General features: G+C 71.0%; 22 protein-coding genes and 1 tRNA gene. 14 read left to right on the top strand and 9 right to left on the bottom strand.

From position 1 onward, the window contains the following. Positions 1-3 precede the first annotated feature (3 nt). From ACIBHY_RS04305 to ACIBHY_RS04320, 4 genes are read left to right on the top strand one after another with little or no spacing between them, the layout of a single operon-like run. Positions 4-375 (top strand): nuclear transport factor 2 family protein, encoded by a 372-nt coding sequence (locus ACIBHY_RS04305; protein WP_397256096.1) that lies wholly within the window; start codon positions 4-6, stop codon positions 373-375. A 29-nt stretch (positions 376-404) separates the two neighbouring features. After that, positions 405-1,340, top strand: a complete 936-nt coding sequence (locus ACIBHY_RS04310; RefSeq protein WP_397256095.1) for an ATP-binding cassette domain-containing protein — start codon at positions 405-407, stop codon at positions 1,338-1,340. Beyond that, positions 1,337-2,116: an ABC transporter permease gene (locus tag ACIBHY_RS04315; RefSeq protein WP_397305917.1), complete on the top strand. Its 780-nt coding sequence runs from the start codon at positions 1,337-1,339 to the stop codon at positions 2,114-2,116. Before ACIBHY_RS04310 ends, ACIBHY_RS04315 begins: the two co-directional genes overlap by 4 nt. Further along, complete coding sequence (locus ACIBHY_RS04320; RefSeq protein WP_397256091.1) at positions 2,113-2,862, top strand: ABC transporter permease; 750 nt, start codon at positions 2,113-2,115, stop codon at positions 2,860-2,862. The genes ACIBHY_RS04315 and ACIBHY_RS04320 overlap by 4 nt, the downstream gene beginning before the upstream one ends. Position 2,863: 1 nt before the next feature. Here ACIBHY_RS04320 and ACIBHY_RS04325 read toward each other — a convergent pair whose 3' ends face one another. Continuing rightward, a complete protein-coding gene (locus ACIBHY_RS04325) occupies positions 2,864-3,523 on the bottom strand; it encodes a methyltransferase (RefSeq protein ID WP_397256090.1) in 660 nt (219 codons plus the stop codon). Positions 3,524-3,570: 47 nt separating this feature from the next. On the opposite strand from ACIBHY_RS04325, the gene ACIBHY_RS04330 reads away from it, so the two are divergent. The 4 genes from ACIBHY_RS04330 to ACIBHY_RS04345 are packed head-to-tail and all read left to right on the top strand — an operon-like array spanning position 3,571 to position 7,523. Further along, on the top strand, positions 3,571-4,140 hold the full coding sequence (locus tag ACIBHY_RS04330) for a pyridoxal 5'-phosphate synthase (RefSeq protein WP_397305918.1): 570 nt from the start codon (positions 3,571-3,573) through the stop codon (positions 4,138-4,140). 10 nt (positions 4,141-4,150) lie between these two features. Beyond that, positions 4,151-5,719: a (2,3-dihydroxybenzoyl)adenylate synthase gene (locus ACIBHY_RS04335; RefSeq protein ID WP_397305919.1), complete on the top strand. Its 1,569-nt coding sequence runs from the start codon at positions 4,151-4,153 to the stop codon at positions 5,717-5,719. Further along, a complete protein-coding gene (locus ACIBHY_RS04340; RefSeq protein WP_397256085.1) occupies positions 5,716-6,852 on the top strand; it encodes a 3-deoxy-7-phosphoheptulonate synthase in 1,137 nt (378 codons plus the stop codon). The genes ACIBHY_RS04335 and ACIBHY_RS04340 overlap by 4 nt, the downstream gene beginning before the upstream one ends. Before the next feature lie 17 nt (positions 6,853-6,869). Continuing rightward, positions 6,870-7,523: a DUF2461 domain-containing protein gene (locus ACIBHY_RS04345; protein WP_397305920.1), complete on the top strand. Its 654-nt coding sequence runs from the start codon at positions 6,870-6,872 to the stop codon at positions 7,521-7,523. On the opposite strand, the gene ACIBHY_RS04350 is transcribed toward ACIBHY_RS04345, so the two are convergent. Together ACIBHY_RS04350 and ACIBHY_RS04355 are read right to left on the bottom strand one after the other, a co-directional pair. Further along, positions 7,511-8,290, bottom strand: a complete 780-nt coding sequence (locus ACIBHY_RS04350; protein WP_397305921.1) for a carbonic anhydrase family protein — start codon at positions 8,288-8,290, stop codon at positions 7,511-7,513. The two genes, ACIBHY_RS04345 and ACIBHY_RS04350, sit on opposite strands and share 13 nt — an antisense overlap. Before the next feature lie 11 nt (positions 8,291-8,301). Continuing rightward, a complete protein-coding gene (locus tag ACIBHY_RS04355; RefSeq protein WP_397305922.1) occupies positions 8,302-10,245 on the bottom strand; it encodes a S9 family peptidase in 1,944 nt (647 codons plus the stop codon). A 146-nt stretch (positions 10,246-10,391) separates the two neighbouring features. On the opposite strand from ACIBHY_RS04355, the gene ACIBHY_RS04360 reads away from it, so the two are divergent. The 3 genes from ACIBHY_RS04360 (at position 10,392) to ACIBHY_RS04370 (ending at position 12,738) form a co-directional block, all read left to right on the top strand. Then, positions 10,392-10,468 (top strand) — tRNA-Pro (locus ACIBHY_RS04360). A gap of 616 nt (positions 10,469-11,084) precedes the next feature. Then, entirely contained in the window at positions 11,085-11,816 is a 732-nt protein-coding gene (locus tag ACIBHY_RS04365; RefSeq protein ID WP_397256078.1) for a hypothetical protein, read from the top strand. Between the two features lie 439 nt (positions 11,817-12,255). After that, complete coding sequence (locus tag ACIBHY_RS04370) at positions 12,256-12,738, top strand: hypothetical protein (protein ID WP_397305923.1); 483 nt, start codon at positions 12,256-12,258, stop codon at positions 12,736-12,738. On the opposite strand, the gene ACIBHY_RS04375 is transcribed toward ACIBHY_RS04370, so the two are convergent. Both ACIBHY_RS04375 and ACIBHY_RS04380 read right to left on the bottom strand, forming a co-directional pair. Beyond that, positions 12,716-13,201 carry a GNAT family N-acetyltransferase gene (locus ACIBHY_RS04375; RefSeq protein WP_397305924.1) on the bottom strand — a complete coding sequence of 162 codons (486 nt, stop codon included), beginning with the start codon at positions 13,199-13,201 and terminating at the stop codon, positions 12,716-12,718. The two genes, ACIBHY_RS04370 and ACIBHY_RS04375, sit on opposite strands and share 23 nt — an antisense overlap. Before the next feature lie 50 nt (positions 13,202-13,251). Then, the gene (locus ACIBHY_RS04380; protein ID WP_397256073.1) at positions 13,252-13,848 is read right to left on the bottom strand and encodes a TetR/AcrR family transcriptional regulator; all 597 of its coding nucleotides are present in this window, start codon (positions 13,846-13,848) and stop codon (positions 13,252-13,254) included. 80 nt (positions 13,849-13,928) lie between these two features. On the opposite strand from ACIBHY_RS04380, the gene ACIBHY_RS04385 reads away from it, so the two are divergent. The 3 genes from ACIBHY_RS04385 (at position 13,929) to ACIBHY_RS04395 (ending at position 15,644) form a co-directional block, all read left to right on the top strand. After that, the gene (locus ACIBHY_RS04385) at positions 13,929-14,537 is read left to right on the top strand and encodes a DUF2867 domain-containing protein (RefSeq protein WP_397305925.1); all 609 of its coding nucleotides are present in this window, start codon (positions 13,929-13,931) and stop codon (positions 14,535-14,537) included. A gap of 64 nt (positions 14,538-14,601) precedes the next feature. Beyond that, a complete protein-coding gene (locus tag ACIBHY_RS04390; protein ID WP_397256069.1) occupies positions 14,602-15,135 on the top strand; it encodes a TetR/AcrR family transcriptional regulator in 534 nt (177 codons plus the stop codon). Continuing rightward, positions 15,132-15,644, top strand: coding sequence for a 2'-5' RNA ligase family protein (locus ACIBHY_RS04395; RefSeq protein WP_397256067.1), 513 nt, complete (start codon positions 15,132-15,134; stop codon positions 15,642-15,644). The genes ACIBHY_RS04390 and ACIBHY_RS04395 overlap by 4 nt, the downstream gene beginning before the upstream one ends. A gap of 38 nt (positions 15,645-15,682) precedes the next feature. Here the strand turns inward: ACIBHY_RS04395 and ACIBHY_RS04400 are convergent, their stop codons facing one another. The 4 genes from ACIBHY_RS04400 to ACIBHY_RS04415 are packed head-to-tail and all read right to left on the bottom strand — an operon-like array spanning position 15,683 to position 19,438. Further along, positions 15,683-16,606 carry an ABC transporter ATP-binding protein gene (locus ACIBHY_RS04400; RefSeq protein ID WP_397305927.1) on the bottom strand — a complete coding sequence of 308 codons (924 nt, stop codon included), beginning with the start codon at positions 16,604-16,606 and terminating at the stop codon, positions 15,683-15,685. Next, positions 16,603-17,547 carry an ABC transporter ATP-binding protein gene (locus tag ACIBHY_RS04405; protein WP_397305928.1) on the bottom strand — a complete coding sequence of 315 codons (945 nt, stop codon included), beginning with the start codon at positions 17,545-17,547 and terminating at the stop codon, positions 16,603-16,605. The genes ACIBHY_RS04400 and ACIBHY_RS04405 overlap by 4 nt, the downstream gene beginning before the upstream one ends. Beyond that, on the bottom strand, positions 17,544-18,527 hold the full coding sequence (locus ACIBHY_RS04410; protein ID WP_397256061.1) for an ABC transporter permease: 984 nt from the start codon (positions 18,525-18,527) through the stop codon (positions 17,544-17,546). The genes ACIBHY_RS04405 and ACIBHY_RS04410 overlap by 4 nt, the downstream gene beginning before the upstream one ends. Next, entirely contained in the window at positions 18,524-19,438 is a 915-nt protein-coding gene (locus tag ACIBHY_RS04415) for an ABC transporter permease (RefSeq protein WP_397305929.1), read from the bottom strand. Before ACIBHY_RS04415 ends, ACIBHY_RS04410 begins: the two co-directional genes overlap by 4 nt. Position 19,439 lies beyond the last annotated feature (1 nt).

Raw genomic sequence — 19,439 nt, forward strand, 5'->3', positions numbered from 1 at the left:
GGCATGAGCGTCGAGAAGGAACTGCGAGAGCTCGAGGAGCAGGGCTGGGCGGCCATCTCGGTCGGCAACGGCGACTTCTACCGCGAGCTGGTCACCGAGCGCACGATCTGCGTCGAGCCCGACGGCCCGCAGACCGGCGCGGAGCTGGCCGCCGACATCGAGGCCAACAAGGCCCCCTTCGACGACTACACGCTGGAGGACGTCAAGGTGCTGGAGTTCGGCGGCGACGCGGCGCTGATCACCTACCGCGCCACCGTCCGGCTCAAGGAGGCCGGGTTCGCCTTCCAGCTCTACATGACCAGCGTCTACGAGCGCGGCGGCAACGCCTGGAAGCTCGCCTTCCACCAGCAGACGCCGGTGAAGCAGGACGGCTGACGGTCACCCACATCGAGGAGATGAGCGGCATGAACGGAGGGGGAGTCGAGGTCGAGGGCCTGCGCAAGGTCTTCGGCGGCAAGACGGCCGTGGACGAGGTGTCCTTCACCGTCGAGCCGGGCGCGGTGGTGGGCCTGCTGGGCCCCAACGGCGCCGGCAAGACCACGGTGATCAACTGCCTGAGCACGCTGCTGCCGCTCGACGGCGGAAGAGCGTCGGTCGCCGGGCACGACGTGGCGGGCGACCCGTCGGGCGTACGCGCGTCCATCGCGCTGACCGGCCAGTTCGCCGCGGTCGACGACGTGCTGACCGGACGGCAGAACCTCGTGCTGTTCGGCAGGCTGCTCAAGCTCGGCAAGGCGGCGGCCGTGGCCCGCGCCGGGGAACTGCTGACCGGGTTCGGCCTGGCGGAGGCCGCCGACCAGCCCGTCACGTCCTATTCCGGCGGCATGCGCCGCCGCCTTGACCTGGCCGCCAGCCTGGTGGTCAGCCGTCCGGTGATCTTCCTGGACGAGCCCACCACGGGGCTGGACCCCGTGGGCCGCCAGGAGATGTGGGACGTGGTCGCCTCGCTGCGCGACAAGGGCGTCACGCTGCTGCTGACCACCCAGTACCTGGAGGAGGCCGACCGCCTGGCCGACCGGCTCGTGCTCATCGACCGCGGCGAGGTGATCGCGGAGGGTACGCCCGGCGAGCTCAAGAAGCAGGTCGGCGGGCAGGTCTGCGAAGTACGCGCCGAACCGCCCGAGGACGCCCTGCGCGCGCTGCGCGGCACCGTGGAGAACGTCGAGGAGTCCGGCGGCCTGGTCATCGTCCGCGACGCCGACGGCGGCACGCTCGCCGAGGTCGTCGCGGCCCTGCGCGAGCGGGGCGTCGAGGCCGACGACATCCGGCTGCGCCGTCCCACGCTCGACGAGGCGTTCATCGCGCTCACCGGGCACCCGCGCGAGGAGGCCGTGTCATGACGGCCAGGAGCGAGGCCGGGCTCGGCAACCTGTTCGGGCAGGGACTCCTGCTGGCCGGGCGCAACATCCGGCTCAACTCGGCCGCCGACACCGTGAGCACGATGGTGATCTTCCCGATCATCTTCGTCTTCGGCTTCCTGGCCCTGTTCGGCAACCTGCTGCGGGTACGCGGCATCGACTACGCCCAGTTCCTGCCACCGGCGATCGTCGTGCAGTGGATGTTCTCCGTGGCGATCACCGCGGCCTTCTTCGCCTCCTCCGACCGCCGCAGCGGCATGCTGGCCCGCTACCGCGCGCTCGCCATCAACCGGGGCGCCGTGGTGGTGGGCCGGATGGCCGCCGACGGTGTACGGGCGCTGCTGGCCATCGCGGTGATCGTCGCGACCGGGTACGTGGCCGGGTTCCGCTTCCAGGCCGGCCCCCTGGCCGCGCTGGGCTTCGTCGCCCTGTCCGTGGCCTTCGCGCTGACGATCTCGGCGGGCACCGGCGCGCTCGGGCTCGCCTCCCGCGACCCGGAGTCGGTCTCCTCGACCCTGCACGTCATCTACCTGCCGCTGCTGATGGTCTCCTCGGCGTTCGTGCCCGCCGACGCCTTCCCCGGCTGGATCGAGCCGGTGGTACGCCACCAGCCGGTCACCGCGGTGCTGGACGCGCTGCGCGCGCTGGCCGAGGGCGGGCCGACGGCCGGGCCCGTGGTCAAGGCGCTGGCGTGGCTGGCCGGGCTGCTGGCGGTCTTCTCGGCGGCGGCCGTCCGGGCCTTCAGGAGGGCGACATGAGCACCCTTGCCGAGACCGGCCTGCTCGCCGGTCGCACCCTGCGCCGCTTCGTCAGGAGCCCGCGCCTCGTCGCGGACTCGGTGATGTTCCCGGTGATCCTGCTGTTCCTCATGCTGCTGGTCTTCGGCGAACTCGTCGGCCAGGCCTCCCGCGGCCCGTACATCGACCGGCTCGCCCCGGTCATCGTGCTGTTCAGTGCCGCGTACGGGGCGGTCGGCACCGGCGTGGGCTTCTTCGCCGACCTGCGTGGCGGCATCACCGACCGGTTCAGGGCCATGGACATCGGCCGCCTGCCGGTGCTGGCCGGGCGCATCGCCGCCGACCTGGCCAGGGCCGTGCTCGTGGGCGCGTTCACCACGGCCGTCGCGTACGCCGCCGGGTTCCGGTTCAGCCAGGGGCCGGTGGCGGTGCTCGCCTTCTTCGCGGTGGTGGCGCTGTTCGCCTGGATCTTCCTGTGGCTGGCCGTCGTCGTGGCGCTGTCGGCCTCCAGCGAGCAGGCGGTCAGCGGGGCGCTCAACACGCCGGTGACGCTGCTGCTGTTCCTGTCGTCGGGGTTCGTGCCGGCCGAGCAGTTTCCCGGCTGGCTGCAGCCGGTGGTGCGGGCCAATCCGCTGTCGGTGGCCGGTGACGCGCTCGTCGGCCTTTCGAGCGGCGGTCCCGTATTGGTGCCCGTGCTTTTCACCGCGGCATGGGCGGTGGCGGCGACCGCCATATTGGCGCCGCTCGCCGTCCGCCTTTACCGCTGAATTATCGCTGCTGGAATTCGAGGAGGCGGTATTCGATGTGCCCTTTTTCCGCTGCGCATTTCGCGGCGCGCAGCGTCGCGGCCCGCCGGCCGTTTTCCGCGGCCAGCGCGCGCACCCGGTTCTCGTCGCCCAGGTCGGTGAAGCCGAGCAGCAGCCGGCCGCCCGGCTCCAGGTGCGCCGCGGCGTCGCGGAAGTAGGCGGCGTGCGCGGCGTAGCCGGGATCGAAGAACGCGCGCTCCAGGGCGTCGGCGGGCTCACCCTCGACGAAGTTGGAGTTCCAGTAGATGAGATCGAACCGGTCTTCACTGGTCAGCGGCTCGAACAGGTCGCCCTGGGCGGTGTGGACGATCTCGTCGACGCCGTGCCGTACCGCGTTGAGCCGGGTGTTGTCCACGGCCGCCGCGCTGAGGTCCAGCGCCGTCACCGAGGCGCAGCCGCGCAGCGCGGCCAGCACCGAGATGTAGCCGGTGCCGCTGCCGACCTCGCAGAACGAGCCGTGCAGGGGATAGGGCAGCCATTCGGCGTAAAGGGCCGACGACTGGGACAGGTGCGGGGCGTAGACGCCCGGCAGGAGGTCCCATTCGAGGCCGAGCAGCTCGAAAGTCCGCGGAGTGGTTATTTCGCGATGGCGGGTGATGAGTTTCGCTGCGGCTTCTTGCATGAATGCGATTATAGGCAATAGTGTTTCAACTGACCAGAGAATGGCAGATGCAGAAAATGCTCACCGAAAAAGCAGTGGATCCGTTGCGGGAGTTCGCCCGCTGGGAGATGCCCGGTTTCGCCGTGCTGGCCACGGCCGACCACCACGGCCGGCCCTCCGCCCGCTGGGTGGACGTGGCCTACGTCGACCACGGCTTCGTGTACTTCACCAACCACGCCAGCCGCAAGGCCGCCGACGTCGCGGTCAACCCCATGGCCGCCCTGTGCTTCGCCCTGCTGGAGAAGGGCCGTCAGGTCCGCGTCGAGGGCCTGGTCGCGCGGCTGGGCGAGGTCGAGTCCGACGCCCACTTCGCCACCCTGCCCCGCACCCTGCAGCTGCTGGCCTGGAGCAGTGACCAGCGGAGCGAGATCGGCGACCGGCAGGCCGTGCGCGCCCGCTTCGACGACCACCGCGCCCGCTTCACCGGCCAGGAGGTCCCGCGCCCCGTCCACTGGGGCGGCTACCGGCTCACGCCGCGGGAGATGGAGTTCTGGCAGCGCAGGGCCGACGAGATCCAGGACCGCGTCCGCTACCGCCACGCCTCCGGCGGCTGGCACGCGACGCGGCTGGCCCCCTGAGGAGGACCGCATGATCCCCGGATGCGTACCGTGGCCGGAGGAGAGCGCCCGCCGCTACCGCGAACTCGGCCTGTGGAGCGGCCGGACCCTCGGCTCCCTGCTCCACGCCCACGACGAGCGCACCGCGCTCGTCACCGCCACCGGCGAGCGCCGCACCTACCGCGACCTCGCCGGGCGCGCCGCCCGCCTGGCCACCGGCCTGCACCATCTCGGTGTACGGCCCGGCGAACGCGTCATCGTGCACCTGCCCAACTCCCCGGAGCTCATCGACACCCTGTTCGCCCTGTTCACGCTGGGCGCCGCTCCCGTACTCGCGCTGCCCCCGCACCGCCACGACGAGATCGGCCACCTCGCCGCGCGGACCGAACCGGCCGCCTACGTCATCCCCGACCACCACCAGGGCTTCGACCACCGCGAACTGGCCCGCCGGATCCACGGCCCCCGCCAGGTGATCGTGGCCGGGCAGCCGGAGGAGTTCACCCCCCTGGACGCCCTCTACACCGAACCCGCCGACCTCGAGCCGCCCGGCCCCGGCGACGTCGCGCTCTTCCTGCTGTCCGGCGGCACGACCGGCCGTGCCAAGCTCATCCCGCGCACCCACGACGACTACCTGTGCAACCTCCGGCTCAGCGCCGCCAACGCCCGGCTGACCCCCGACGACGTCTACCTGGCCGCGCTGCCCGTCGCGCACAACTACGCGCTCGGCTGCCCCGGCGTGCTCGGCACCCTGCACGCGGGCGGCGCCGTCGCCCTCACCCCGACCCCCGGCCCCGACGACGCCTTCCCGATCATCGAGCGCGAACGCGTCACCGTCACCGGGCTCGTGCCCTCGCTCGGGCTGCTGTGGGCCGAGGCCGCCGCGTGGACCCCGCACCGCCTGGACAGCCTGCGCCTGGTGCAGCTCGGCGGCGCCGCGGCCGGCCCCGGACTGGTGGCCGACGTCGAGGCGCGGCTCGGCCGGGTGCAGCAGTCGTTCGGCATGGCCGAGGGGCTGCTCAGCCAGAGCCCGCCGGACGACGGGCCCGACCTGCGGGCCGGCGCCCAGGGAAGGCCGCTGTCGGAGCATGACGAGATCCGCGTCGTGGACGAGTCGGGCGTCGAGGTGCCCGCCGGTCAGGCCGGTGAGCTGCTGGTGCGCGGGCCGTACACGATCAGGGGCTATTTCCGCGCGGACGATCACAACGCGCGGGCCTTCACCCCCGACGGGTTCTTCCGCACCGGCGACCTCGCCCGCGTCACCCCGAGCGGCCACCTCGTCGTCTGCGGCCGGGTCAAGGACGTGATCAACCGCGGCGGCGACAAGGTGCCCGCCGACGAGGTCGAGGAGCACCTGCTGGCCCACCCGCACGTGCGCGCCGCCGCCGTGATCGCCGTGCCCGACCACTACCTGGGCGAACGCACCTGCGCCTACATCGTCGCCGGGGACGAACCGCCCACACTCCCCGCCATCGGCGCGTTCATGCGCGAGCGCGGCGCGGCCGCCTACAAGATCCCCGACCGGATGGTCGTCGTGCCCGGCCTGCCGCTCACCCCCGTCGGCAAGGTGGACAAGGCCCGGCTGCGGGACGAGGCGCCGTGATCGCCGCCCAGCAACCCGACTGGGACGACCCCGCGCTGCTCGGCCGGGTCGTCGAAACCCTGCACGGCCTGCCGCCGCTGGTCGGCGCGCACGAGTGTGACCGGCTCACCGCCGCCGTCGCCCGCGCGGGCGACGGCCGCGGCTTCGTCCTCCAGGGCGGCGACTGCGCCGAGCGCTTCCGCGAGTCCGGCCCGTCCGACGTGCGCGCGAAACTCGCCCAGCTGTACGGCCTGGCCGCCACGATCACCGCGAGCACCGGCGCCCCCACGCTCCCGCTGGGCCGCCTGGCCGGCCAGTACGGCAAACCCCGCTCCGCCCCCCACGAGATCACCGCCGACGGCACCCTCGTTCACTCCTACCGGGGCGACGCCGTCAACAGCCCCGCCGGAGACCCGGGTGCCCGCCGCCCCGACCCCGGACGCCTGCTGCGCGCCCACCGATGCGCCCGCTCGGTCCTGCGCGTGGTGCGCGAGTCCTGGCCCGGCCGCCCGCCGCTCGAACGGGCCTACGTCTCCCACGAGGCGCTGCTGCTCGACTACGAGCGCCCGCTGGTACGCGACGGCTACGCCGCCTCCGCCCACTCGGTGTGGATCGGCGAGCGCACCCGCCGGCCCGACGGCCCGCACGTCGCCTTCGCCCGGTCCGTCCGCAACACCGTCGGCGTCAAGCTCGGTCCCGCCACGACCCCGGCCCAGGCCGCCCGCCTCAGCCGCCTGCTCAACCCCGGCGCCCTGCCCGGCAGGCTGCTGTTCATCGTCCGCCTGGGCAGCACCCGGGTGCGCAGCCTCCTGCCGGAGATCGTGGGTGAGGTCGGCAGGCGGGGTATGCCGGTCGTGTGGCTGTGCGACCCGATGCACGGCAACACGGTCCGCATGGGAGCCGGGCCCAAGACCCGGCCCATGGAGGCGATCCTGGAGGAGGTCACGGCATTCGTCAGCGTCCTGCGCTCCCGCCACCGCCATCCGGCCGGGCTGCACCTGGAGATGACGCCCGACGACGTCACCGAGTGCATCGCCACGCCCGCGCCGTGCGCGCGGGCGCCACGCCTGCCGCGCTACCGCACGGCCTGCGACCCCCGCCTCAACGCCGCCCAGGCGGCCGAGGTCGTCGAACGGTTCGCCGGACTGCTCTGAAACGGAGGAAACCCACCGTGCCCCTGACCGCCAAGGCCTTCGACTTCTACAAGCGGCTGGAAGCCGACAACACCAAGGAGTTCTGGCACGCCCACAAGGACGTCTACGAGCGGGCCGTACGCGAGCCGCTGGAGGAGATGCTGGAAGGGCTGGAGGACGAGTTCGGGCCCGCCAAGCTGTTCAGACCCCAGCGCGACACCCGCTTCAGCACCGACAAGTCGCCCTACAAGACCAGCCAGGGCGTCACCGTGGCCGCCGAGGGCCACGCCGGCTACTACCTCATGCTCGGCGCCGACGGCATCCACGTCGGCGGCGGCTTCCACGCCTTCGACACCGACGACACCCGCCGCTACCGCGAGGCCGTGGACGGCGAAGCGGGCGAGGAACTGCGCACGATCGTCGAGCGGCTGGAGAAGAAGGGCTTCTCGCTCGTGGGGGAGCGGGTCAAGACGCGGCCACGCGGCTACTCCGCCGACCATCCGCGCATCGACCTGCTGCGCTACAAGTCGCTGGGGGCCGAGAAACGCCTGCCCAAGTCGAGGACGACCGGCGGACAGGCGCTCGGCGCGGTCCGCGACGCCTGGCGCGACCTGCGACCGCTGCTGGAGTGGCTGACCGGCCCCCGCGCCTCTTCCCAGACACGGGGGACCGGGGCGCGTCAGTGCCGGTAGACGTTCGGCGGAACCGGGTTGTCCTGCAGGGGACGCTTGTTGCCGTGCTCGTCCCACAGCTCGCGGACGCCGGCGATGTGGCGCGGGGTGGCGGAGCCGGGCTGCCGGAAGACGATCCAGGTGACCGGCTTGTCGTACTCCGGCGTGGTGAGCGAGCCGGTGTAGCGGTAGAAGGCCCGCCTGCCGGGGGCCGGCAGCAGGGCCGCGAGGTTCACCCCGTGGACCCGCTTGGTGGCGCCGACCGTGGAAGGCGGCTCGCGCAGGAGGGCGTCGTGCTCCGACCAGTCGTCGCGCCGGGCGTTCACCAGCACCGACAGGACCAGGTAGCCCTGGGCGGGTCCGGCGAGCTCGTGGACCAGATGGGCTTCCAGGGGCGCGAAGCCCTGTCCGGCGAACTTGTGCTCGGCCGGGCCGTGGTAGTGCACGTTCAGCAGGGTGTAGCTCCTGCCGCCGAAGACCACGCGGGAGGCTGAGCCGTCCGGGAGGAAGCGGATGTCGTCGTGTTCGCTCGGGGCGCCGCCCAGCGGTTCCCTGTCCTGAAGGGTGACGGTGCCGTCGACGGCCGGGGCGTAGGAGACGGTGAGGCGGGGGTGGGCGGCCGGGCAGGCGGACGCCGCGTCGATCTCGACGGGGCTGTCGACGGCGGCGTCGGTGCCGGTGCCGGGGCAGGCGGGGGATCGTGCCTGGGCCGAGGTGGCTAAGAGCGCGGGGATCACGAGGGTGATCGCGGCCATTAATCGGGCGATGCGCATGTGCGACCTTTCCATGGTTTTCTCCGTCAGAGGTGACGTTGCCACCAGTCAAGGATGGCGTCGAATCGGGCAATTCGCCGACTGGGCAGGCCAGAACGGGACATCTCATGTCCTTCATCGGGAAACAGCAGCATCTCCGTTTCAACGCCGCGCAGCTTCAGCGCCACGAACAGGCGCTGCGCCTGCTCCACCGGTGCCCGCCAGTCGTGTTCTGAGTGGATGATCAGCATGGGGAGGGTGATCAGGCCGGCGTGGGTCAGCGGGCTCTGGCCGGCCCAGGTGGACGGCTCGCCGTACAGGTCGAAGGGGAAGGCCCAGCCGATGTCGCTGCTGCCGTGGAAGCTGTCGATCGCGTTGAGCGCCCGCTCGCTGACCGCCGCGCGGAAACGCCCGCCGTGGTGCGCGGCCAGCCAGGTGGTCATGAAGCCGCCGTGCGAACCGCCGAGCACGCCCGCCCGGGAGGCGTCCAGGCCGCCGGTCGCCAGCGCCGCGTCGAACAACGCCAGCAGATCGACGGCCGAGCGCCGCCCGACATCACCCACGATGTACGCGCCATGGGCCCGCCCGTAGCCGGAGGAACCACGGGGATTGCCCATCACCACCGCGTACCCGGTCGAGGCGTACACCTGCGCCTCGTCGAAGACCCGCCAGCCGTACTGCGCGAAAGGCCCGCCATGGATCATCAGCAGGACAGGATGCGGCCCCTCACCCTCCGGCCGCACGATCCACCCGTGCACCGGATACCCGTCCGGCGCGGTCGCGTCGACCTCCTCGATCGGCAGCACCTCCAGCCCCGCCCCGAACTCCGTCAGCCGCACCTCCACCCCGTCCCGCACCGCCACCAGCTCCGCCGGGCTGCTCGCGTCGCACACCACCGCCACCGTCGTCCCGCCCGCGTGGCCCACCCCCCGCACCTCCCGCGGCCCCCCGACCACGACCCCCGGCTCCCCGCCGCCATAGGGCACGAGCAGCAACTCGACCGCGCCCCTGTTCTCGACCGCGCACAGCACCCCGTCCTTCGCGGGTACGGCCAGCCGCTCGTTGCCGATCGACGGCATGTTGTGCAGCTCGGCATCGGTCAGCCTGCGCGGCGGCGCGGACCCGTCCACCGGCACCGACCACACCCCGGTCTGCCGAGCGACCAGCCTGCGCCCTTCCTCGCCCGGATCCGCGCCCACGAACACCAGCCCGCCGTCCGGTCCGAAACCCGGCTGCGTGGCCGTGAGATCCGTCCGGGTCACCCGCCGCAGGCCGGTGCCGTCCGGCGCGCACACCCACACGTCGCTGAAGAAGTCCTCGCCACGGCCGGGATGGCGGGCCGCGCTGAAGGCCAGCAGATCCCCGGCGGGACTCCAGGCGACCCCACGATGATCGAACTCGCCCTCCGTCACCTGTACGGGCGGCTCGTCCCCGAAGGGATCGACCACGAAGACCTGCGCGTACCTGTCGTCCGTGAACCCGGCCCCGTCCCACCGATAGCGCAGAGCCGTGATCCGCCGCGGCCCACGCTTGCCCTCTTCGGCCCCCTCCTCCGTGCCTCTCGCGTCCGTGCCTCTCGCGTCCGTGCCCCGAGCTTCTTGGGCCTGAGCTTCTTTGACCTGAGCCACGAAGGCCAGCCGAGACGAGTCCGGGCTCCAGGCCGGTTCCGCGGCGCCGGACCTCTGCTCGGTGACCCGCCACGACTCCCCACCCGCGACCGGCATCACATGGACCTGAGGCTTGACCCCCGGCCCCGAACGCAAGAACGCCAGCCACACCCCGTCCGGCGAGTAGACCGGCGCACTGTCCAGCGGCCCATGGGTGAGCCGCCGGGCCCGTTCGGACCCATCGGTGGGAACGACCCAGAGCCCGCCCCGGTAGGCGTCCGCCTCCAGATCGGGACGGGTGACCGCGACCACCGCATGGCGCCCGTCAGGCGAGACGGCCGGCGTACCGAGAACCTGCACCAGGGAAATATCCGAAGGTTTCATGACCGACTCCTTACCCTCGACCACGGCCCGGATGACCTTGTTCCCACCCCTCCGGGCCTCGCCGTTAATGGCACAGAGAGGTCCGTCACCCGTGATAGTGTTTTCCACGCAAGGCCGCACGGAACGAGCTTCCAGCAGGGCCTTGGCGGGACGTAGCGCAGCTTGGTAGCGCACTTGACTGGGGGTCAAGGGGTCGCAGGTTCAAATCCTGTCGTCCCGACCAGATGGTCGGATGGGGGCTTTGGCTTACTTCGGTGAGCCAGGGCCCTTGATCGTTTTTGAGGGGTCGCGGTAAAGCTACCCTCATCAGCCTCTTCTGGTAGCAGACACACCACCGCTGCCCGCCGTACCGTCATGAGCATGGGCAAGGATGAGAAACCCGTGTGCGGTACGTGTCTCGGCGCCGGCGGGGAGTGGATGGAGCTCAACGGTACGCGGGACCGGGAACGCACCTGGGTCCCGTGTACGCACTGCCAAGGCACCGGCAGAGCGTGACCGACCCCATCGAGTGTCCTGAGTGCGGGGGCCGGAAGGGTCAGCGCGTCGGCGGCCTGTTTCTGGGCTGTCAGTTCTGTGGTGGGCTGGGCTGGGTCGGGGGGGACAATGAGCCGGCCGAGCGGGGGGCCGATCGTCCGGCTCCTCCCTTGCCGCCGGCCTGGCAGCATCGGGTGTGGCAGGACCCCTTCGTGTCCGCCGCGTTTCCCTGCCGGCTGTGTTTCGGGTCGGGGAGTCTCACCCATGTGGACGCGCGGCAGGGGACGATGATCACCATTGCCTGCGCGTGCGTCGAGGAGGTAAATGGGATGTGACGCGGCGCACGTACCTCTATGGTCGGGTTCGTGACCAAGCTCAACCAGATCCTCGCCGTGGAGAAGGGCGTGAAGTCCGACGTCCAGCGCAAGGTGACCGACGCCTACCACCAGATCCAGAAGACGCCGCTGCTGTCCGGCATCTCCCGCACCTACCAGCCGATCGACGACGAGGGCGAGCAACTGCCGCCGGAGTCCACGCGCGTGCAGGTGCAGGCCGACGCGGTGCTGAAGGGTGTCGGCGCCACGTTGACCAGGCTGTTCGACGTCACCGCGACCAAGGACTGGGCGAACTGCCAGGCCACGGCCAGCGTCAAGGTGGACGGCGCCGTGCTGCTGGAGGACGTGCCGGTCACTTACCTGCTGTTCCTGGAGAAGCAGCTGACGGACGTGCACACCTTCATCTCCAAGCTGCCGACCCTCGACCCGGCCGAGACCTGGAGCCAGGACGAGCACACCGAGGCGTGGCGGACCGAGCCGGTCAAGACGACCCGGACCAAGAAGGTGCCGCGCAACCATGTGCTGGCCGAGGCCACGGACAAGCACCCGGCCCAGGTGCAGGTGTTCACCGAGGACATCGTGGTCGGCTACTGGACGAAGGTCGCCTTCTCCGGCGCGCTGCCGCAGCGTCGTGTCAACGAACTGCTGGCGCGCGTGCAGAAGCTGCAGGACGCCGTCAAGTTCGCCCGCGAGGAAGCCAACGGCACCGACATCGTCGACCGGAAGATCGGCGAGAAGGTGTTCTCCTACCTGCTCGGGTAGGACCCATCGACCCCCTCGCCCGCGTGCGAGGGTGCGCCAGGAGCGCAAGCTGAGGCTGAGGCTGAAGCTGACCAAACGGCCACAGTGGAGGTTCGACACCTTCCCGGGGCACTACGCGTCCCGGTAGCCCAAGCGGTAGAGGCAGCCGATCACGTTCAGATTCTCGCTCCAGATTCAGCATTGCCGTCGAGCGCCAGATCGACCGAGGTGGACTGTGATGGTTGAGGTGCCGGTTCGAATCCGGCCCGCGGCTCTTCGTGCCGCGGTGGCTCAATGGCAGAGCACACGTCGTCAGGACTGATCCAGCCTCTTAAAAGCAGCTGGCGCCGCACATGGCGGCAACATCTAAGGCCCCCCGGCTTGGGTAGTCCGGGGGGCCGCTGGCGTTCGGGGGGATGGAGGGAGTACGCTGTCTCACGTCCATACCATACGGTATAGTATGTTCCTGGAGGTTGTCATGGAGCCGTGGTCGCGTCGCCTGTTCTACACCGGTGCGACGCTGATCGGATTGGTCGGCGTGGCGCACCTGCTGATGTTCCATTCGCCGCTCACCGGGCCGCTTCCGGCGGGGGAGCGGGCCGTCGCCGATCTGGCGGCGGTCACCGCGAGTCCGATGTTCGAGAACGGGCGGCAGGTCACGGTGCGGGACTTCAACGACGGGACCAGCGCCGAGATGGGGATGCTGGCGGTGATGTTCGCGGTCGCGGTGGTCGTCGCCGTCCGTGAGGCGCCGGGGCTGCTGCGGCGCTGGTCGCCTTTCAGCCTGGTGTGCACCGCGGTTTCGGGATTCTCGGTGTGGCTGAGCGTCGCGTACTTTCCCGAGCCGATCATCGTGTTCACCGTGATGTCCGCGGTGTGTTTCGGGCTCGTTCTCGCGGCGCCGTTCCGTCCGGCGGCGCTCAGATCGGCCTCGTATAGGTGACCTGCGGGAACGGCGTGAATCCGAACGACTCGTAGAGGGCGCGCGCCGGTGCGTGGAAGTCGTCGCCGCCGGTGCCGATCGAGATCATCTCCACTGCCCCGGTGGCCTTGATCTGGTCCAGGGCGTGTTCGAGCAGCGCCCGGCCGAGCCCTAGCCGCCGGTGCTCCGGGTGGACCGCCAGGATGTCGATCTCGCCGTGACGTTCGGATTCCTGGACGGCCCAGCCGGCGAAGCCGGCCACCTGGCCGCCGGCCAGGGCGACGGCGGCGAACTTCCCGTTGGCCGGGTCATGCACACCGGCCAGGTGGCGCCGGTAGTCGCCCTTCCAGTCACCGTGCCGGTTGGCGAAGACGGTTTCGCCGACCACCGGCCGGAGGGAGTCCAGATAGAACGGCCCGAACACCGTGCAGGCCAGATCTACCAGGGCCGGAAGGTCGGCGGGCTCGACGGGGCGAATATCCATGGGAAAGCTTCCTTTCGATAGCATACTAAACGGTATTGTCTGGGGGCGTCCTAGCCGGCGGTGAGTGCGAGGGCCGCGTCGAGCAGTGCGGACGTGAGCGCGGGGAGCCCGTCCGGGGCGCCGTCCAGCAGGAACAGCCAGGCGAAGACGGGTCCGACCACCAGGGCGTTGAGGATGGCCGGGTCGGGCCGCCTGGCGAGCTCGCCGCGCAGCGCCGCACGGTCGAGGATCTCCTCGAAGGTCTGCCGCTGGGCGCCGACGTACCTGGTGACGAACCGCTGGTGGAGTTCGGGGTCGGCCTGGATGTCGGCCAGCAGGCCGGGGACCGTGCCGGGTGGGGCCGAGGCGAAACTGTCCGCGCTCTCGGCCAGCACGGCCGCCAGGTCGGCGCGCAGCGAACCGCGGTCGGACGGCACCGGCAGGAACTCGCCCTCCACGAGGACATCGAAGATCATTTCTTGCTTGCTGGCGAACCGCCGGTAGATCGCCGCCTTCCCCGCCCCGGAACGCGTGGCCACCTCGCCCATCGTGAGCCGGGCGTACCCGGCCTCGGACAGCACCTCCCGTACGGCGGCGGCGATGGCGTCGTCGACGCGGCTGTCGCGGGGCCGGCCCCCGCGACCGCGGACTTGCTTTCGATCGGTCATGGTTGCATGATACGGGACTAGGAGTTACGGAACTCGTAGTTACGGAACTTGGAGTCTCGAAAAATCGGAAGGAATGACAGATGCGCATCCCGGCAACCGCCCATCTCGCCCAGCCCTGGCGGATCCACGAGTTCACCCCCGACTTCCGGGTCGAGGACGTGTGGACCTTCCGCACCCCCGGCGCCGGCCCCGACGACTTCCCCGTGATGCTCGCCGCGCTACGGACCGCCTACGACGCCGGCGGACAGCCCGCCGTGGTCCGATTCATGCTCGCGCTGCGCTGGAAGATCGGCGCCCTGTTCGGCTGGGACGCGCCCAGGACCGGACTGGGGCACCGGGTCGCCTCGCTGCGCGACCGGCTGCCGCGCGAACTGGCCCAGACCGCCGACGGCGTACCGCCGTGCACCGACCCGTTCACGGAGGTGTACTTCCTGGACCGGGAGGCCGCCCGCGAACTGGCGAACAAGACCGTCCACACGATCATGCACCTGAGCTGGCTGCCGAACGGCGACGGCACGTACCACCTGAGGTGCACGGCATTGGTCAAGCCCAACGGCCTCTTCGGGCGCCTGTACATGGCGGCCATCGCCCCGTTTCGTCACCTGATCGTCTACCCCGCGCTGACCCGCCAGTGGGAACGCGCCTGGCGGGACCGCGCGCGCCTGCTCTCCTGGGGAGAAGCCAGGTGATCAAGTTCTTCGGGTGCGGCATACCCTGGGGTATGGTCGAGGCACGTACCCCAGAAGGAGCTTCGTGGCGAACCGACAGGATTGGCTGGACGCCGGGCTGGTGATCCTCGCCGAGCACGGCGCACCGGGCCTGACCATCGAGCGGCTGATGGCCCGGCTGGAACTGACGAAGGGCTCGTTCTACCACCATTTCAAGGGCATGCCCGGGTTCAAGACCGCCCTGCTGGAGCATTACGAGGCGACGATGACCACCCGCTACATCGAGACGGCCCTGGCGGGCGACCCGGCCCCGGAGGAGAAGATCAAACGCCTGCTGGAACTGGTGGCCAAGGAACCCACGTCGGACCCGGAGGTCGCGATCCGCGCCTGGGCGATGCAGGACCAGGACGTCGCCGCCATGCTGCGCAGGGTGGACCACACCCGGATCGAGTTCCTGCGGACGGTCTGGCGGGAACGGTCCGGCGATCCGGCCGCCTCCGAGGTGATGGGCAAGCTGCTCTACCTGATCCTGGTCGGCGCCAACCACATGCTGCCGCCGATCACCGGCCGCGAACTGCGCGCCTTGTACGCCGTGGTGCTCGGCGCGGACTTCGGGTGAGACGGCACCTGTCCATCGCACTGCGGGGGCCGGCGGCCGAGCCGCTGGAGCGGTTGCGGCAGAAGTGGGACCCGCGCATGGCCGAGGTGGTGCCGGCGCACGTGACCCTCGTGTATCCCGAGGAGACCCTCGACGAGACTCTGCTGCTGAAGCGCGCCGAGTCGCACGCCGGCGAGCGGCCGCCCTTCCGCCTGCGGCTGGGCCGGGTCTTCGCGATGGACGGCGGCGTGTTCGTCCGCGTTCACGACGTGGACGGCGCCTGGACGGACCTGCGCCGCGAGCTGCTGTCGCCACCCATGGCCGCCATGGACGTCCCGCCCCACGCCACGATCGCCCACCCGCGCACGTCCACGTGGGGCGCGCGGTGCGCGGCCGCGCTCGCGGGGCGTGAACTCGCGGGGGAGTTCAGGGTGACGGAGATCCGATTCACCGAGGCCGGCGCGGGATCCTTCTCCGTGTTGCGCCGGTTTTCTCTCGGCCGTGCCCGCACCGCGGATCACCGTGGCTGACGCCATCGCCTCTCGCCGGAGGTCCGGGGGGCGGGGCTTCAGGCCAGGTGGCAGGCGACCTGACGGCCGTTCACCTCACGTAGTTCCGGTGCGCTCACGCGGCAGAGGTCCTGTGCCAGGTGGCAGCGCGGATGGAAGGAGCAGCCGGGCGGCGGGGCGGCCGGGCTGGGCGGGTCGCCTCTGAGCACGATCCGCTGACGGCTCGCCTCCGTGTCGGGGTCGGGCACGGGGATCGCCGACAGCAGCGCCCGGGTGTAGGGGTGGGCGGGATCGGCGTAGAGGCGCTCCCGGGGCCCGATCTCCACGATCCGGCCCAGGTACATGACCGCCACGCGGGTGCTCACATGGCGTACCACGGCCAGGTCGTGCGCGATGAACAGGTAGGCCAGGCCGAGCTCCGCCTGGAGGTCGGCGAGCAGGTTGACGATCTGGGCCTGGATCGAGACGTCCAGCGCCGAGACGGGCTCGTCGCAGACGATCAGCTTCGGCCGTGACGCCAGCGCGCGGGCGATGCCGATGCGCTGGGCCTGGCCGCCGGAGAACTGGTGGGGGAAGCGGCCGGCGTGCTCGGGCGAGAGTCCCACCCTGGTCAGGAGTTCGGCCGTGCCCGCGTGGTCGAGCAGGCGCCGCGGGCCGGAGACGATCTGGTGGACCGTCTGCCGGGGGTTCAGCGAGGCGAAGGGGTCCTGGAAGATCATCTGCATGTCCTTGCGCGACGACAGGAGGTCGCGCCGGCCGGCGTGGGTGATGTCACGCCCGTCCAGGTGGACGCTGCCGGCGGTCGGCTCCAGCAGGCGGACGACGGCCCGCCCGGTGGTGGACTTGCCGCAGCCGGACTCTCCCACCAGCCCCAGCGTCTCGCCGGCGGGCAGGTCGAAGGTGACCCCGTTCACGGCCTTGACCTCGGCGCGGCGACCGGTCTTGAACCCCACCCGCAGGTCGCGGACGGACAGCAGGGTCATGACTGCGCTCCTTCGAGATGGCAGGCGATCATGCGGCGGGTGCCGGCCGGCGCCGGGGCCTCTGCCGAGCAGACCGCCATGGCCGAGGGGCAGCGTGGGTGGAACCGGCAGCCGGCCGGGAAGGCCCGCGGCGAGGGCGGGGCGCCGGGGATCGCCCGAAGCCGGCCCGCCGGGTCCGGGTCCATGCCGGGAATCGACGCGAGCAACCCTTTGGTGTACGGGTGGCGCGGATCCTTGAAGAGCGTCCTGGCCTCGGCTCTTTCCACCGCGCGCCCGCCGTACATGACCAGGACCTCGTCCGCGACGCGGGCGACCACGCCGAGATCATGGGTGATCATGATGACGGCCAGCCTGCGGTCTTCCTGGATCTGTTTGATCAGTTCGAGGATCTGCGCCTGGACGGTCACGTCGAGGGCGGTCGTCGGCTCGTCGGCGATGAGCAGGTCGGGTTCGCAGGCCAGCGCCATCGCGATCATGACCCGCTGGCGCATGCCGCCCGAAAAGTGGTGCGGGTGCTCACCGGCGCGCCGGCGCGGGTCGGGGATGCCGACCTCGGCGAGCATGTCCACCGCACGCTCGCGCGCGGCCTTTCTGCCGGTACGGCGGTGCAGCCGGTAGGCCTCGGCGATCTGTTCCCCGACCGTGTAGAAGGGATGCAGCGAGGTCAGCGGATCCTGGAAGATCATCGCCATCCGGGAGCCGCGCAACCGCCGCAGCCGCTCGGCGGGCGCTCCGACGAGTTCGTCCCCGTCGAAGAGGATCGAACCGGTCACGGTGGCCTCGCGGTGCAGCCCCATGACGGCCAGCGACGAGACGGACTTGCCGGAACCGGACTCGCCGACGATGCCCAGCGTGTGGCCGCGGTCCACCGACAGCGAGAGGCCGTCGACCACCGCGGTGGCGCCGAAGCTGACGGACAGGCCGGTGACGTCGAGGATCACGCGTACCTCACCCTCGGGTCGATCACGCCGTAGAGCAGGTCCACGGCCAGGTTGGCGAAAGTGACGAAGAACGCCGCCAGCAGCGTCACGCCGAGGACCACGGGCTGGTCGGATCTGGCGATCGCGTCGAAGGTCAGCTTGCCCAGCCCCGGCAGCCCGAACATCGTCTCGGTGATCATGGCTCCCGCCAGCAGGCCGCCCAGGTCGATGCCGAAGATGGTGAGGATCGGCGTCATCGTGGCGCGTAGCCCGTGCTTGACCACCACCGTCCGCTCGTGCAGGCCCTTCGCCCTCGCGGTCCTGATGTACGGCTCCGCCATCGTCTCGATCATCGAGGCACGCGTGAGCCGGACGTACATGGCCGCGTACAGGGCCGCCAGCGCGATCCACGGCAGGATCAGGCTGGTCAGCCAGGCGGCCGGGTTCTCCAGAAGCGGCTGGTAGTCGGGGAAGGGCAGGAGTTCGCCCCGCAGGACCACGACGTACAGCAAGAGCGCGGCGACCAGGTAGACCGGCACGGAGGTGGTCGTCAGCGCCGACAGCACGATCCCGCGGTCCAGCAGCGACCCCTTGCGCAGCGCCGCGACGACGCCGAGCGCCACGCCCGTCACCAGCCACAGGACGGCGGCGCCCGCGGCCAGGGAGGCGCTGACCGCCAGGCGGTCCAGCAGCAGGTCCCAGACCGGGGTGGCGAACTGCCAGGAGTAGCCGAAGCAGGGCGCCGCGCACTCCAGCCCGGTGGTGCCCAGCGCGCGGCCGGTGAAGATGCCGGCCAGATAGGTCACGAACTGGACGATCACCGTCTGGTCCAGGCCCATCGCGTGCCGGACGTCCTGGAGCCGTTCGGTCGTGCAGCTCTTGCCGCAGGCGTCCAGCGCGGGGTCGTCGGGCAGCAGGTAGAAGACGGCGAAGGTGATGGCGCAGATGGCCAGCAGGATGAGGGCCATCGCGCCCAGGCGGCGCAGCGCGTACCCGATCACGAACTCGCCTCCTTCGGGTCGAAGGCATCGCGCAGGCCGTCGCCGAGCAGGGTGAAGGCGAGCACGGTGAGTCCCAGGAAGAGGCAGGGCACGGCCAGGTACATCGGATCGGTCATGAACCAGCCCCGGGCATTGTTGATCATCTGGCCCCAGGACGGGGTGGGCTGCCTGACGCCGACTCCGAGGAAGCTCAGCGCCGCCTCCGCCCCGATGTAGGCGGGGATGGCCTGGGTGGCGTAGACGAGGAGCGGCGCGCTCAGGCCGGGCAGCACCTCCTTGCGCAGGATGTGGCCGGTCATCGCGCCGCCGACCCGGGCGGCCTCGACGTACTCGCTGTGCCGGAGCGTGAGCACCTGGCCGCGGACGATGCGGGCCACCACGGTCCAGCCGAAGATCGCCATGACGGTCACGAGCAGCACGATCCGGTTGATGTCGCGCACCACGGACAGAATCGCGATCATGAAGATCAGGCTGGGGAAGGACATCAGCAGGTCGACGAGCCTGCTGATCACCGTGTCGACCCAGCCGCCGAGGAACCCGGCCAGCAGGCCGAGGACGATGCCCGTGATCACCGTGATCACCGTGGCGAGCAGGGCGATGAGCAGCGAGATCTGCCCGCCGTACAGGATCCTGCTGAGCACGTCGCGGCCCGTCACCGGCTCGACGCCGAGCAGATGGGCGGCGCTGACGCCGCCCCACGGACCGCGGGGGAGGCCGCCGAGGTTGGGGTCCACGGCGGCCTTGTCGAGGGTCTCGGGTGCCCAGCCCGTCCACGCGGTGATCACTGGAGCCAGTACGGCCAGCATGACCAGCGTGCTCGCGAGGACGAGGCCGGCCATCGCCGGGCGGTCGGCGCGCAGCCGGGCCAGCGCGATGCCGCCCGGGGAGCGTGGCCGGACCGCGGTCGCCACG

This window comes from Nonomuraea sp. NPDC050547 (assembly GCF_044457345.1).
Taxonomy (GTDB): domain Bacteria; phylum Actinomycetota; class Actinomycetes; order Streptosporangiales; family Streptosporangiaceae; genus Nonomuraea.